This is a genomic window from Streptomyces camelliae (genome assembly GCF_027625935.1).
GTDB lineage: Bacteria > Actinomycetota > Actinomycetes > Streptomycetales > Streptomycetaceae > Streptomyces > Streptomyces camelliae.
Genome location: NZ_CP115300.1, coordinates 6,266,562 through 6,280,697, shown reverse-complemented (window position 1 = coordinate 6,280,697; position 14,136 = coordinate 6,266,562). Strand labels below are relative to the sequence as shown.

Below are 14,136 nucleotides of genomic sequence, written 5' to 3'. Positions count from 1 at the left end.
TCCCTACCGTGCCCCGAAACGCCTTCCCCCGCATCTCGCCATCGCCCGCGGTGGGCGGGCGTGGTGATTTCGTATCCGTTCGAGGGGTACGCGACAAGGACCACGGGAGCCATCGGTTGCCAAGGCCATCGGGCCCTCGGGCCCTTGGAAGGAGATGACCGTGATGATCTCCGAGATGGTTCTGATTCCCGCCGAGGGCGCGGCGCTGGAGGGCGATCTCGTGACGCCCGACGGGGCGCGGGGGGTGGTGCTGGTCGCGCACGGCAGCGGGAGTTCCCGGCACAGCGCGCGCAACCGTACGGTCGCGGGTGAGCTGCGCACCGGCGGGCTGGGCACGCTGCTGATGGATCTGCTCAGCGAGCGGGAGGAGCGGCACGACGCGGTGACGGCCGAGCACCGGTTCGACATCCCGTTGCTGGGGCGGCGTCTGGTGGCCGTCATCGACTGGCTGGGCGAGCAGCCCGGGACGAAGGACCTGCCGGTCGCCGTGTTCGGCGCGAGCACCGCGGCCGCGGCAGCCCTGGTGGCCGCTGCCGAGCGACCTCGGCGGGTCTTCGCCGTGATCTCTCGCGCCGGGCGTCCCGACCTGGCCGGTGATGCGCTGGAGCAGGTGCGTGCACCGGTTCTGCTGATGGCCGGTGACTACGATCGTGAGGTCCTGCAACTCAACGAGGAGGCCGCACGACGGCTGCGCACCACGAACAAGCTGCACGTCGTGCCGGGCGCGGCCCATCTCTTCGAGGAACCGGGCGCCTTGGAGGAGGTCGCCCAGCAGGCCAGGGAATGGTGCGAGCAGCAGTTGCGCGCCAGGCAGACGACCTTGTCCGGGTCGGACGCAGGCTCCTCTCCGAGGTGAGTGCCCATCAGGTACTGCGGAACGCTGCCGACTGAACGGATGAACGGGGGCCACCACCCTGGAGTGGCGACCCCCGTTCTCACGTTTCCGCAGGTTAGATCGATTCTGCACCTGCGGGTACCGGTGGGGCGGGTGGGACTCGAACCCACGGCCGACGGATTATGAGTCCGCTGCTCTAACCGGCTGAGCTACCGCCCCATAGCGGCGTGTCGCGTACATGTGTGCGCGCCGTCTGCCGCAGCATAGCCGCTCATACGATCTCCCGCCTCGGATGGTCGGCTTCTGCGCTGCTCACGACCCTCAGGACAGCGCCGCAGGGCGCGGCGGTTCCCGCGGGCATGAAAAAGGACCCCCAAGGGGTCCTCGTTCAGCGCTCCCCCGACTGGACTCGAACCAGTAACCTGCCGGTTAACAGCCGGCTGCTCTGCCAATTGAGCTACGGAGGACCGAAGCTCCCCCGACTGGACTCGAACCAGTAACCTGCCGGTTAACAGCCGGCTGCTCTGCCAATTGAGCTACGGAGGATCGCCTCGATTGCATCGAACGTACCTACCTGGGTATTCGCCAGGCGGCGGGCGCTCGCTGCGACACATACATTAGCGCAAGCAGGGGGGTGCTCCGCCAATCGGTATCCCCGGCGTCCCACGTCGCACCGCAGACCCAGGCAAGGGAAGGGTGGCAGCCATGCGCTACCGGCTCACGTTCGTCGCCGGACTGGCCCTCGGTTACGTACTCGGCACCAGGGCCGGACGCGAGCGTTACGAGCAGCTGAAGAAGGCCGCTCAGCAGTTCGCGCAGAACCCGGCCGTCCGCAACACCGCCGAGACGGCCGCCCAGCAGGGCCGCCAGTACGCGGGCAAGGCCTTCCACACGGTCAGCGACAAGGTCGGGAGCCGGGTCCCCGAGACGGTGTCCCAGCGGGTGCGGAACCTGCGGGAGCGCACCCTGAACGGCACCCCCGAGGACGACTGGGGCACGAGCAACACGTAGGGACCGGCAAGGCGGAAGCCGCCCTCCACCCCTTTGGGCGTCCTCGGTCCGAGCACCCGCGGGAATGCTGCAAAATTCGGTGCATGGGGATAGTCGCCGGCTTGGACAGCTCGCCAGATTTCACACGCATCGTCGTCTGTGACACGGACACCGGCGCCGTACTGCGGCAGGGATACGCCCCGCACCCGGTGGAGGGGCGCCCGAGCGACATCGACCCCCAGGCCTGGCTGCTCTCCCTCGGCGAGGCCGCGGGGGGCGGCCTGCTGGAGGGCGTGCAGGCGATCGGTGTGTCCGCGCAGCAGAACGCGCTGGTCCCGCTGGACGCCCAGGGCAACACCGTGCGCCCGGCGCTGGTCGGCGGCGACAAACGGGCCCAGGTCGCGGCGGCGGATCTGGTCGACGCGCTCGGCGGGCGCGAGGCCTGGGCGCAGGCGGTCGGCTGTGTGCCGCAGGCCGCGCAGCCCGTCACCAAGCTGCGCTGGCTCGCCAAGAACGAGCCCGAGCAGGCCCTGCGCACCGCCGTGCTGCTCCAGGCGCACGACTGGCTGGTGTGGCAGCTGCTCGGCCGGCCCGTGCGCAGGACCACCGATCGCGGCGGGGCGTCCGGGACCGGGTACTGGTCGGCCGCCACCGGCGCCTACCGGCCCGACCTCGTCGAGCTGGCGCTCGGGCACCAGGCGATGCTGCCCGAGGTGATCGGGCCGTCGGACGCGGCCGGCACGACGCCGGAGGGGCTGCTGATCTCGGCCGGGACCGGGGAGACCATGGCCGCCGCCTTCGGGCTCGGGATCGGGCTGGGGGATGCGGTCGTCTCGCTCGGGGCGTCCGGGTCCGTGATGGCCGTACACCCGGAGGCGCTCGCCGATCAGTCCGGGATGATCACCTCGCTCGCCGACGCCACCGGCATGCATCTGCCGGTCGTCACCACCCTGAACGCCGTACGGACCCTGCGCGGCACCGCCGAACTGCTCGGGCTGCCGGATCTGGAGGGCCTGAGCGAGCTGGCGACGAAGTCGACGCCGGGGGCGCACGGGCTGGTGCTGCTGCCCTATCTGGAGGGTGAGCGGACGCCGAATCTGCCGCACACCGCGGGCACGCTCGCCGGGCTGCGGCGGGAGTCGATGAAGCCGGAGCATCTGGCGCGGGCCGCGTTCGAGGGCATGCTGTGCGGGCTCGGTGACGCGCTGGACGTGCTGCGCGGGCGGGGCGTGGACGTGCGGCGGGTCTTCCTGCTGGGCCAGGCGGCCGAGCTGCCGGCCGTACAGGCCTCGGCACCCTCGCTGTTCGGCGCGCAGGTGGTCGTACCGCAGCCGGCGGACTACGCGGCGATCGGCGCGGCGCGGCAGGCGGCCTGGGCGCTCGGTGTGTCCCAGGGCACGCTCGATCCGCGCACCCCGCCGGCCTGGCAGGGCGCGGCGGCGCAAGTGCTGGAGCCGGGCGACGAACTGGCGGTGGGGCAGGCGGTACGGCAGCAGTTCACGGCCGTACGGGAGCAGACACATCCCGGGGCATTTCACCCGTAATCCGGCAAAAGAGTATGGCCGTACGGGCTTCACGGGCGGGTTAATGGGTTGAGGTAACGCGGGTGGAGTGTCGGACGATAGGGGCCACGGGCAACCGAATCAGCCCCTGTCGCCGACTCCGAGAGACGCAGCGTGCTCATACGACTTCTACGGACCTATCTCAGGCCCTACACACAACCCATCGCCCTGCTGGTGCTGCTGCAGTTCCTCCAGACCTGCGCCACCCTCTATCTGCCCACGCTGAACGCGCACATCATCGACAACGGTGTCGTGAAGGGTGACACGGGCTACATCCTGTCCTTCGGCGCCCTGATGATCGGCATCTCGCTCGCCCAGGTCGTGTGCAACATCGGCGCCGTGTACTTCGGCGCACGCACCGCCTCCGCGCTCGGCCGGGACCTGCGGGGTGCCGTCTTCGACCGGGTGCAGTCCTTCTCGGCGCGTGAGGTGGGTCACTTCGGCGCCCCCTCGCTCATCACCCGTACGACGAACGACGTACAGCAGGTCCAGATGCTGGCCCTGATGACGTTCACGCTGATGGTGTCGGCGCCCATCATGTGTGTCGGCGGCATTGTCATGGCCCTCGGCCTGGACGTGCCGCTGTCGGGGGTGCTGGTGGCCGTGGTCCCGGTGCTCGCGATCTGCGTCACGCTCATCGTGCGCCGGCTGCGGCCGCTGTTCCGGTCGATGCAGGTACGTCTCGACACGGTGAACCGGGTGCTGCGCGAGCAGATCAGCGGCAACCGGGTGATCCGCGCCTTCGTCCGTGACACGTACGAGCAGGGCCGGTTCGGGAAGGCGAACACCGATCTCACCGAGATGCAGCTGGCCACCGGCCGGATGCTCGCGCTGATGTTCCCGATGGTCATGACCGTGGTGAACCTGTCCTCGATCGCGGTCGTGTGGTTCGGCGCGCACCGCATCGACAGCGGCGGGATGCGCATCGGTGACCTGACCGCGTTCCTCGCCTATCTGATGCAGATCGTGATGTCCGTGATGATGGCCACCTTCATGTTCATGATGGTGCCGCGCGCGGAGGTCTGCGCCGAGCGCATCGAGGAGGTCCTCGGGACCGACTCCAGCGTGGTTCCGCCGACGGCGCCCGTCAGCGAGCTGCGCGCGCACGGCCATCTGGAGATCCGGTCGGTCGGCTTCCGCTATCCGGGGGCCGAGGAGCCGGTGCTGAAGGCCATCGACCTGCTCGCCCGGCCGGGCGAGACGACCGCCGTGATCGGCTCCACCGGCAGCGGCAAGTCCACGCTGCTCGGGCTGGTCCCGCGGCTGTTCGACGCCACCGAGGGCGAGGTCCTGGTCAACGGCGTGGACGTGCGGCGGGTCGACCCCCAACTGCTGGCGAAGACGGTCGGCATGGTGCCGCAGAAGCCGTACCTGTTCGCGGGCACGGTCGCCACCAACCTGCGCTACGGCAACCCCGACGCCACCGACGAGGAGCTGTGGCACGCGCTGGAGGTGGCGCAGGCCAAGGACTTCGTCAGCAAACTGGAGGGCGGGCTGGACGCGCCGATCGCCCAGGGCGGCACGAATGTGTCGGGTGGTCAGCGCCAGCGCCTCGCCATCGCCCGCACCCTCGTGCAGCGCCCGGAGATCTACCTCTTCGACGACTCCTTCTCCGCGCTCGACTACGCCACCGACGCGGCGCTGCGCGCGGCGCTCGGCCGGGAGACCGCCGAGGCGACCGTCGTCATCGTCGCCCAGCGGGTGGCGACCATCCGGGACGCCGACCGGATCATCGTGCTGGACGAGGGCCGGGTCGTCGGCTCCGGCCGCCACGCGGAGCTGATGGCGGCCAACGAGACCTACCGGGAGATCGTGCTCTCCCAGCTGACGGAAGCGGAGGCCGCCTGATGGCCGGGCCCATGCGCATGATGGCCGGGCAGGGTCCCGACCAGCGCTCGATGGACTTCAAGGGATCGGGCAAACGGCTCATCGGCCAGTTCCGGCCCGAACGGCTCACCATCTACGGCCTGCTGGCGTGCGTGGTCATCAGCGTGGGCCTGAACGTCGTCGGCCCGAAGATCCTCGGCAAGGCCACCGACCTGGTCTTCGCCGGCATCATCGGCCGGCAGATGCCCGCCGGCGCCACCAAGCAGCAGGTCCTCGACCAGATGCGGGCCCACGGCAAGGGCTCCGTCGCGGACATGCTGAAGAGCACCGACTTCACCCCCGGCAAGGGCATCGACTTCGGGTCCGTCGGCGATGTCCTGCTGCTCGCGCTCGCCACGTTCGTGGTCGCCGGTCTGCTCAGCGCGGTGGCGACCCGGCTGGTCAACCGGGCCGTGAACCGCACCATGTTCCGGCTGCGCGAGCAGGTGCAGGGCAAGCTGTCGCGGCTGCCGCTGTCGTACTTCGACAAGCGCCAGCGCGGCGAGGTGCTCTCCCGCGCGACCAACGACATCGACAACATCGGCCAGACGCTCCAGCAGTCGATGGGCCAGCTGATCAACGCGCTGCTCACCATCATCGGCGTCCTGGCGATGATGTTCTGGGTCTCCTGGATCCTGGCGCTGGTCGCCCTCGTCACCGTGCCGCTGTCGGCCCTGGTGGCGACGAGGGTCGGCAAGCGGTCCCAGCCGCACTTCGTGCAGCAGTGGCGCTCGACGGGCAAGCTGAACGCCCACATCGAGGAGATGTACACCGGGCACACCCTGGTGAAGGTGTTCGGCCGGCAGGAGGAGTCGGCGCGGCAGTTCGCCGAGCAGAACGAGGCGCTGTACGAGGCCGGGTTCAAGGCGCAGTTCAACAGTGGTGTGATGCAGCCGCTGATGATGTTCGTGTCCAACCTCAACTATGTGCTGGTCGCGGTGGTCGGCGGGCTGCGCGTCGCGTCGGGCTCGCTGTCCATCGGTGACGTCCAGGCCTTCATCCAGTACTCGCGGCAGTTCTCGATGCCGCTGACCCAGGTCGCGTCGATGGCGAACCTGGTGCAGTCCGGAGTCGCCTCCGCCGAGCGCGTCTTCGAACTCCTCGACGCCGAGGAGCAGGAGGCCGACCCGGTGCCGGGCGAGCGGCCGGCGGAACTGCGCGGCCGGGTCCGTCTGGAGCGTGTCTCCTTCCGGTACGACCCTCAGAAGCCGCTGATCGAGGACCTCACGCTCACGGTGGAGCCCGGCCACACGGTCGCGATCGTCGGCCCGACCGGCGCGGGCAAGACCACGCTGGTCAACCTCCTGATGCGGTTCTACGACGTCTCGGGCGGCCGGATCACCCTGGACGGGGTCGACATCCGGACGATGACCCGCGACGAGCTGCGCTCCGGGATCGGCATGGTGCTGCAGGACACCTGGCTGTTCGGCGGCACGATCGCGGAGAACATCGCGTACGGCGCCACCCGCGAGGTCACGCGCGGCGAGATCGAGGAGGCGGCGCGGGCGGCCCACGCCGACCGGTTCATCCGCACCCTCCCCGAGGGCTACGACACCGTGATCGACGACGAGGGCACCGGGGTCAGCGCGGGTGAGAAGCAGCTCATCACCATCGCGCGGGCGTTCCTGTCCGACCCGGTGATCCTGGTCCTGGACGAGGCGACGAGCTCCGTGGACACCCGCACGGAGGTCCTGATCCAGAAGGCCATGGCCAAGCTGGCCCACGGCCGCACGTCGTTCGTCATCGCGCACCGGCTCTCCACCATCCGGGACGCCGACACGATCCTCGTGATGGAGAACGGCTCGATCGTGGAACAGGGCACGCACACCGAGCTGTTGGCGGCCGACGGGGCGTATGCGCGGCTGTACAAGGCGCAGTTCGCGCAGGCGGTGGCCGAGGTCGACTGACCGAGCAGGGGCGCTCACCGAGGTGAGCGCCCCTGCTCGGTCCGGACAGCTCAGTCCAGATAGCCCCGCAGCTGATCCGCGAACGCGTGGTCCCGGAGCTTGTTGAGGGTCTTGGACTCGATCTGCCGTATCCGCTCCCGCGTCACCCCGAAGATGCGCCCTATCTCCTCCAGCGTGCGCGGGCGGCCGTCGGCGAGGCCGTAGCGGAGCTGGACGACCTTGCGCTCCCGCTCCCCCAGCGTGGACAGGACGGCCTCCAGGTGCTCCCGCAGCAGCAGGAACGCGGCCGATTCCACCGGGCTCGCGGCGTCGCCGTCCTCGATGAGGTCGCCGAGGGCCACGTCCTCCTCCTCGCCCACGGGGGCGTGCAGGGAGACGGGTTCCTGGGCGAGGCGCAGCACCTCGGTGACCCGCTCGGGCGGCAGGTCGAGATGGGCGGCGACCTCGTCGGGCGTCGGCTCGTAGCCCCGCTCCTGGAGCATCCGGCGCTGCACCCGCACCACCCGGTTGATCAGCTCGACCACATGCACCGGGACGCGGATGGTGCGGGCCTGGTCGGCGAGGGCCCGGGACATGGCCTGGCGGATCCACCAGGTGGCGTACGTCGAGAACTTGTAGCCGCGGGCGTAGTCGAACTTCTCCACCGCCCGGATCAGCCCGAGGTTGCCCTCCTGGACGAGGTCGAGCATGGTGAGCCCGCGCCCGACGTACCGCTTGGCCACGGACACGACGAGCCGCAGATTGGCCTCGATGAGCCGCCGCTTGGCCATCCGCCCCATGACGACGAGCCGGTCCAGGTCGAGCGCCAACTGGCTGTCCAGGTCGGGGGTGTTGCTCAGCTTCTCCTCGGCGAACAGGCCGGCCTCGACCCGGCGGGCGAGTTCGACCTCCTCGGCGGCGGTGAGCAGCGGGATGCGCCCGATCTCGCGCAGGTACTGGCGGAACAGGTCGGCGGAGGGCCCGCCGCTCTCGGCCCGGACGACGGCAGGTGGACCCGCGGGTTCGTCAGGCTCCTCGGGCTCGTCCGTGAGCGCGTCGGCCGGCGGTTCGGTCTCCGGGTGCAGGGCGGCACGGCTCTGCGGGGGTACGGCCACGAGAACGTCGCTCTCCGCGTCCGGCTCGTCGGCGGTGGCACGGGGGGCGCTGTCGGTCTGGGTGAGGGTCTGGGTCTGCACGGGGGCGACCTCCAGGATGATCGCTGCCGTCGGCTGCGGCAGCGGTACTTCGGAAGCGGAGAGTCGACGGCCTGCGCTCCGAGGACTCGGGCACCGCACCCAGTGTGGGGTACGACACATCCCCGCCACGAGGGGCGTGCGGTGACTTTTTGCGTTCGCCTCGTGACCGGACGGTCACCCGGCCCTACAGCGCCTGCGCGCCCCGGGTCTTGAGTGACTGGTCGTACTGCTGGAGGACCCACAGCTCGTTGCGTACGGCGGCCAGTTCGGCCGGGTCGCCGCCCGCTTCCAGGCGGCGGACGGTGATCTGGATCTCCTGGACCCGGCGGGCCACGGCCCGGCGGCGGACCGTCACCAGTTGTTCGCCGGCGTAGGCCTCGTCGACCGTGCGGCGCATGATCGCCTCCACGGCCAGCTCGGTGACCATGGCGCGGACCGTGTCGTCCGGGGCGGCCTCGCGGACCCGGACCAGGTACTCCTGGCTGTCCCCCATGCCGTACTCGGCGCCGCCCGCGTCCAGGATGGCCTGGCGTACGGCGGCGTAGGGGGCGGCGGTGAACTCGTCCACGCCGTACGCGTCGAAGGCCGGGGAGACCAGCTCCGGGCGCTGCAGGGCGAGCTTGAGCAGTTCGCGTTCGGTGGCGTAGATGGGGTTGCGGAGCTGGAGCGCGGGGCCCGCCGTGGCGGGGCGGGCGGCGGCCTCGTACTGCTGCGGACCCGCCGGGGCGGGGCCCTTGCCGCCGCGGTCGCGCGCCCAGCGGGCCAGCTGGGCCACCCGCTTGACCACGAACTGGGTGTCGAGGATGCCGAGCATGCCGGCCAGCTCGACGGCGACCTCGTGCTGCGCGCCGCTGTTCTTGATCCGGGCGACGATCGGTGCCGCCTCGTCCAGGGCGGCGGCGCGGCCCGCCGGGGTGTCGAGGTCGTAGCGGTTCACGATCTGGCGCAGCGCGAACTCGAACAGCGGCGTGCGCGGCTCGGCCAGGTCGGCCACCGCCTCGTCGCCCTTGGCGAGGCGCAGTTCGCACGGGTCCATGCCGTCCGGTGCGATCGCGATGTAGGTCTCGGCGGCGAACTTCTGGTCGTCCTCGAAGGCGCGCAGGGCGGCCTTCTGCCCGGCCGCGTCACCGTCGAAGGTGAAGATCACCCGGGCCGAGCCGTTGTCCATGAGGAGCCGGCGGAGGATCTTGATGTGCTCGCCGCCGAAGGCCGTACCGCAGGTCGCGATGGCCGTCGTCACCCCGGCCAGGTGGCACGCCATGACGTCCGTGTAGCCCTCGACGACGACGGCCCGGCTGGACTTGGCGATGTGCTGCTTCGCCAGGTCGATGCCGTAGAGGACCTGCGACTTCTTGTAGATCGCCGTCTCGGGGGTGTTCAGGTACTTCGGGCCGTTGTCCGCCTCGTAGAGCTTCCGTGCGCCGAAGCCGACGACCTCGCCGCCGATGTCCCGGATGGGCCACATCAGACGGCCCCGGAAGCGGTCGATGGGGCCGCGCCGGCCCTCCTGGGACAGCCCGGAGAGGATCAGCTCCTTGTCGCTGAAGCCCTTGCCGCGCAGATAGCGGGTGAGGTGGTCCCAGCCCTGGGGGCTGTAGCCGACGCCGAAGTGCACGGCGGCGGCCTGGTCGAAGCCGCGCTCGGCGAGGAAGATCCGGCCGGTCTCGGCCTCGGGGCTGCCGGCCAGCTGCTCGGCGTACCACTGCGCGGCGATCTTGTGTGCCTCGACCAGGCGGATCCGCTCGCCGCGCTGGTGGGCCGGGTTGTACCCGCCCTCCTCGTAGCGCAGTGTGATGCCGGCCTGCGCGGCAAGCCGCTCCACCGCCTCGGAGAAGGACAGGTGGTCCACCTTCATCACGAAGGTGATGGTGTCGCCGCCCTCCTGGCAGCCGAAGCAGTGGAAGAGTCCCTTGCTCGGGCTGACCTGGAAGGACGGCGACTTCTCGTCGTGGAACGGGCACAGGCCCTTGAGGTTGCCGCCGCCCGCATTGCGCAGCTGGAGGTACTCGGAGACCACGGCGTCGATCGGGACCGCGTCCCGTACCGCCTTCACGTCCTCGTCGTTGATCCGTCCTGCCACGAGGTGATTCTACGGGGCGGGACTGACACACCCGGGGCGCGCTGACCGACCCCCCCGTCCGGGGGGGGCCGGCCCGCCGCGCAGCGGCAATCGGATGCAGCGCCCCCGGGAATTGCAGCACGGGGGTGCTGTGACCGTCCTGGTCCTCAGGACGTCAGGCTGTCCAGCGGTACGTGCGGGTCGGCCAGCTGCTCCACGTTCACCTGGGCCTCGGAGCGGATCAGTTTCTGGATGTGCTCTGTGACATCCCACACGTTCACGTTCATCCCGGCCAGCACGCGCCCTTCCTTCAGCCAGAACGCGATGAACTCCCGCTTGCCGGCGTCGCCCCGGATGACGACCTCGTCGTACGACCCGGGCGGCGCCCAGCCGCTGTACTCCATCCCCAGGTCGTACTGGTCGGTGAAGAAGTAGGGCACGCGGTCGTACGCCACCTCCTGGCCGAGCATCGCGCGGGCGGCGGCCGGGCCGCTGTTGAGGGCGTTGGCCCAGTGCTCCACGCGCAGGCGGGTGCCCAGCCACGGATGCTCGATCGCCGCCACGTCGCCCGCGGCGTAGATGTCGGGGTCGCTGGTGCGCAGGGAGGCGTCGACGGCGATGCCGCCCCCGTGCGCCCGGTCCACGAGCGCCAGGCCCGCCGCCTCCGCGAGGCCGGTGCGCGGTGCCGCGCCGATCGCGGCGAGCACGTCGTGCGCCGGGTGCTCCTCACCGTCGTCGGTGCGGGCCGCGAGGACCATGCCGTCCTGGCCGACGATCTCGGTGAGCTGCCGCCCGAAGTGGAAGCGGACGCCGTGCTCGCGGTGCAGCTCGGCGAAGACATTGCCCAGCTCGGGGCCGAGTACGTGGTGCAGCGGGCTCGGCGACGGGTCGATCACCGTGACCTCCGCGCCGTACTCGCGGGCCGCCGCCGCGACCTCCAGGCCGATCCAGCCGGCGCCCGCGATCACCAGGTGCCCGTTGTCCCGGCCCAGGGAGGCCAGCACGCCCTTGAGCCGCTCGGCGTGCGCGAGCCGGCGCAGATGGTGCACGCCCGCCAGGTCCGTGCCGGGGATGTCGAGGCGGCGCGGCTCGGCGCCGGTGACCAGCAGCAGCTTGTCGTAGCGGACGAGCGTGCCGTCGTCGCCGAAGCGGACCGTCTTCGCCGTACGGTCGATACGGTCGACGAACTGGCCGAGGTGCAGCTCGATGTCGTTGCGCGCGTACCAGGCGGGCTCGTGCACGAAGACGCTGTCGCGCTCCTCCTTGCCGAGCAGATAGCCCTTGGACAGCGGCGGGCGCTCATAGGGGTGGTCGCGCTCGTCACTGATCAGTATCACCCGGCCGGTGAAGCCCTCCGCCCGGAGCGTCTCGGCCGCCTTCGCGCCGGCGAGACCGCCCCCGACGATGACGAATGTCTGATCCGCGTCGACCACTTGATGCCTCCTCGTAAGGGTGCCGCCATAGGGGAGCGTCCCGCACGCGGCGTGCTGCGGGAAGAGGGAGTGACCCGATCAGGCCACGACCGGTCATGTACCTCCCACATATGCCCCGTCGGTTCACATATGCCCGGTCAGTCTCGCGTGCAGGGACAGCGCAGAGGCGTCGGTGAGGGAGGCGATCTGGTCCACGATCACCCGCTTGCGCGCGTGGTCGTCGCCTGCCCTGTCGAACAGGGCCCGAAACTGCGGATCAAGACCGTCCGGCGCGCGGGCCGTGAGCGCCTGCGCCAGCTCCCCCACGATCACCCGCTGGTCCGCGCGCAGCCGCTCCTGCTCGGCGCGCTGCATCACATACCGGTCCGCGACCGCCTTGAGCACCGCGCACTCCGTCCGGGTCTCGCGCGGTACGACGAGTTCGGCGCCGTAACGGGTGAGCCGGCCGCTGCCGTACGCGGCGCGCGTGGCGCCCTCGGCGGCCAGGCAGAACCGGCCGATCAGCTGGCTGGTCGCGTCCTTGAGGCGGGCCTGCGCGACCGCCGTGCCGTCGTAGCCGTGCGGCCACCACTCCTCGTCCTGGAGGCGGTCGAGGGCGGCGGACAGTTCGGCCGGGTCGGTGTCCGCCGGGACGTAGCGGCCGATGGCCACCGCGAACACCGCCTGCCGCTCGGGCTCGGCGTGCAGGCAGTTGGGGTCGATGTGCCCGGCGTGCAGACCGTCCTCGACGTCGTGCACCGAGTACGCCACGTCGTCCGACCAGTCCATGACCTGCGCCTCGAAGCAGGTGCGGGTGCCGGGGGCGGACGCCCTGACCCAGTCGAACACCGGGCGGTCGTCCTCGTACACGCCGAACTTCCGCGACGCCGGGTCGGTGGGATGGGTGCCGCGCGGCCACGGGTACTTGGTGGCGGCGTCGAGGGTGGCGCGGGTGAGGTTGAGGCCGACGGAGCGGGTGCCTCCGGCGGTGAAGCGTTTGGGCTCGATGCGGGTGAGGAGCCGCAGGGACTGGGCGTTGCCCTCGAAGCCGCCGCAGTCGTCCGCGAAGTCGTTCAGCGCCTGTTCACCGTTGTGGCCGAAGGGCGGGTGGCCCAGGTCGTGGGCGAGGCAGGCGGCCTCCACCAGGTCCGGGTCACAGCCGAGGGCTGCGCCGAGCTCTCGGCCCACCTGGGCGCATTCGAGGGAGTGGGTGAGGCGGGTGCGGGGGCTGGCGTCCCACGCGCTGGCGCTGCGCTGGCCCGGGGTGACGACCTGGGTCTTGCCGGCGAGGCGTCGTAGCGCGGCGGAGTGGAGGATGCGGGCGCGGTCTCGTTGGAAGGCGGTGCGGCCTGGGCGTTTGTCGGGTTCCGGGGCGTAGCGTTCCAGGGCGGCTGGGGCGTAGCTGAGTGCGGTGCCTTCCATGGGTCGACAGTAAGCCCACTCATCTGCCGGGTTCTGTCATCTCGCGGCTACAGGCCGTATGTGGCTTGTCGCGCCCACGCGGCGGAGCCGCACATCGATACAGCCCCGCGCCCCTTCAGGCCGCTGCCGCCCACGGAGTCGCAAGGCACCCCTCGTAACGGTTCAAGATCAAGCGCGCCATCGCCGGATGGTCCCCCAGCGGCGCCGAAGCGATCCACGGCGCCGCCTCCGCGCACTGCGTCGCGAAACGCCCCGGTGCGGTGAAGTACGACGCGATCGCCACCCGGTGTCGGCCGCGTGCCGCCAGTACGCGCAGCGCCGTCGGGACGGTCGGGGTCGCCGCCGAGGCGTAGGCGGGGAGGACCGGGACGCCCAGGCGGGCGGCGAGGAGGCGGGCGGTGCGGCGGGTGTCCGTGGCCGAGTCGGGGTCGCGGGAGCCCGCTGCCGCGAGGATCACCGCGCTGTCCCGGCGCTCGGCGGCGTCCGGGGCCGTCGGCCAGCCGGCCTCCAGCAGGCGGTCGCGGAGGGCCTCCGCCAGGAGGGAGTGCGGGCCCAGCGGGGGTGCCACGCGGGCGCGCACCCGGGCCATGGCTGCCATCTCGGGGATGTCCTGCTTGACGTGGTAGCCCCGGCTGAGCAGGAGCGGGACGAGGACGGCGGGGGTGTCGCCGAGGGCCGCGAGGGTGTCCGGGAGCAGGGGCTCGTTCAGTTCGATGTGGCCCAGGTGGACGGCCAGGCCGGGACGCAGCTCGCGTATGCGGTCCATGAGCGTCGTCACCGTCGCGAGCGCGCGCCGGTCCCTGCTGCCGTGGGCGACCAGGACCAGGGCCGGCGGGGACGGGGCGAAATACGGGTGCGACGGTGTCATGGATCGATGGTGGCGGGGGTACGTTGCGTGGCCGTTGCCT

General features: G+C 71.0%; 10 protein-coding genes and 3 tRNA genes. 5 read left to right on the top strand and 8 right to left on the bottom strand.

The window, feature by feature from the left end:
- Positions 1-163 precede the first annotated feature (163 nt).
- A complete protein-coding gene (locus O1G22_RS28750; RefSeq protein ID WP_270083966.1) occupies positions 164-856 on the top strand; it encodes a dienelactone hydrolase family protein in 693 nt (230 codons plus the stop codon).
- 124 nt (positions 857-980) lie between these two features.
- Here the strand turns inward: O1G22_RS28750 and O1G22_RS28745 are convergent.
- The 3 genes from O1G22_RS28745 to O1G22_RS28735 form a co-directional block, all read right to left on the bottom strand.
- Positions 981-1,054 (bottom strand) — tRNA-Ile (locus tag O1G22_RS28745).
- Positions 1,055-1,229: 175 nt separating this feature from the next.
- A tRNA-Asn gene (locus tag O1G22_RS28740) sits at positions 1,230-1,302 on the bottom strand.
- Between the two features lie 6 nt (positions 1,303-1,308).
- Positions 1,309-1,381 (bottom strand) — tRNA-Asn (locus tag O1G22_RS28735).
- A 159-nt stretch (positions 1,382-1,540) separates the two neighbouring features.
- Between O1G22_RS28735 and O1G22_RS28730 the strand changes: the two genes are divergently transcribed.
- The 4 genes from O1G22_RS28730 to O1G22_RS28715 all read left to right on the top strand — a co-directional run bounded on the left by O1G22_RS28730 (position 1,541) and on the right by O1G22_RS28715 (position 7,160).
- Positions 1,541-1,846, top strand: coding sequence for a YtxH domain-containing protein (locus O1G22_RS28730; protein ID WP_270083965.1), 306 nt, complete (start codon positions 1,541-1,543; stop codon positions 1,844-1,846).
- 83 nt (positions 1,847-1,929) lie between these two features.
- Positions 1,930-3,369: an FGGY family carbohydrate kinase gene (locus O1G22_RS28725; RefSeq protein ID WP_270083964.1), complete on the top strand. Its 1,440-nt coding sequence runs from the start codon at positions 1,930-1,932 to the stop codon at positions 3,367-3,369.
- Positions 3,370-3,501: 132 nt separating this feature from the next.
- Complete coding sequence (locus O1G22_RS28720) at positions 3,502-5,235, top strand: ABC transporter ATP-binding protein (protein WP_270083963.1); 1,734 nt, start codon at positions 3,502-3,504, stop codon at positions 5,233-5,235.
- On the top strand, positions 5,235-7,160 hold the full coding sequence (locus O1G22_RS28715; RefSeq protein ID WP_270083962.1) for an ABC transporter ATP-binding protein: 1,926 nt from the start codon (positions 5,235-5,237) through the stop codon (positions 7,158-7,160). Before O1G22_RS28720 ends, O1G22_RS28715 begins: the two co-directional genes overlap by 1 nt.
- Positions 7,161-7,210: 50 nt before the next feature.
- On the opposite strand, the gene O1G22_RS28710 is transcribed toward O1G22_RS28715, so the two are convergent.
- The 5 genes from O1G22_RS28710 to O1G22_RS28690 all read right to left on the bottom strand — a co-directional run bounded on the left by O1G22_RS28710 (position 7,211) and on the right by O1G22_RS28690 (position 14,096).
- Positions 7,211-8,455: an RNA polymerase sigma factor gene (locus O1G22_RS28710; protein ID WP_270083961.1), complete on the bottom strand. Its 1,245-nt coding sequence runs from the start codon at positions 8,453-8,455 to the stop codon at positions 7,211-7,213.
- A gap of 64 nt (positions 8,456-8,519) precedes the next feature.
- Positions 8,520-10,415 (bottom strand): DNA primase, encoded by a 1,896-nt coding sequence (gene dnaG, locus O1G22_RS28705; RefSeq protein ID WP_270083960.1) that lies wholly within the window; start codon positions 10,413-10,415, stop codon positions 8,520-8,522.
- Positions 10,416-10,561: 146 nt separating this feature from the next.
- Positions 10,562-11,827, bottom strand: a complete 1,266-nt coding sequence (locus tag O1G22_RS28700) for an NAD(P)/FAD-dependent oxidoreductase (protein WP_270083959.1) — start codon at positions 11,825-11,827, stop codon at positions 10,562-10,564.
- A gap of 123 nt (positions 11,828-11,950) precedes the next feature.
- Entirely contained in the window at positions 11,951-13,228 is a 1,278-nt protein-coding gene (locus O1G22_RS28695; RefSeq protein ID WP_270083958.1) for a deoxyguanosinetriphosphate triphosphohydrolase, read from the bottom strand.
- A gap of 115 nt (positions 13,229-13,343) precedes the next feature.
- Positions 13,344-14,096, bottom strand: a complete 753-nt coding sequence (locus O1G22_RS28690) for a sirohydrochlorin chelatase (protein ID WP_270083957.1) — start codon at positions 14,094-14,096, stop codon at positions 13,344-13,346.
- Positions 14,097-14,136 lie beyond the last annotated feature (40 nt).

Bases quoted from the DNA above. Each gene is read 5' to 3' on its own strand.
- O1G22_RS28710 (WP_270083961.1), bottom strand. From the start codon at position 8,455: ATGTGTCGTACCCCACACTGGGTGCGGTGCCCGAGTCCTCGGAGCGCA.
- O1G22_RS28715 (WP_270083962.1), top strand. From the start codon at position 5,235: ATGGCCGGGCCCATGCGCATGATGGCCGGGCAGGGTCCCGACCAGCGC.
- O1G22_RS28690 (WP_270083957.1), bottom strand. From the start codon at position 14,096: ATGACACCGTCGCACCCGTATTTCGCCCCGTCCCCGCCGGCCCTGGTC.
- O1G22_RS28725 (WP_270083964.1), top strand. From the start codon at position 1,930: ATGGGGATAGTCGCCGGCTTGGACAGCTCGCCAGATTTCACACGCATC.
- O1G22_RS28750 (WP_270083966.1), top strand. From the start codon at position 164: ATGATCTCCGAGATGGTTCTGATTCCCGCCGAGGGCGCGGCGCTGGAG.
- O1G22_RS28695 (WP_270083958.1), bottom strand. From the start codon at position 13,228: ATGGAAGGCACCGCACTCAGCTACGCCCCAGCCGCCCTGGAACGCTAC.
- O1G22_RS28730 (WP_270083965.1), top strand. From the start codon at position 1,541: ATGCGCTACCGGCTCACGTTCGTCGCCGGACTGGCCCTCGGTTACGTA.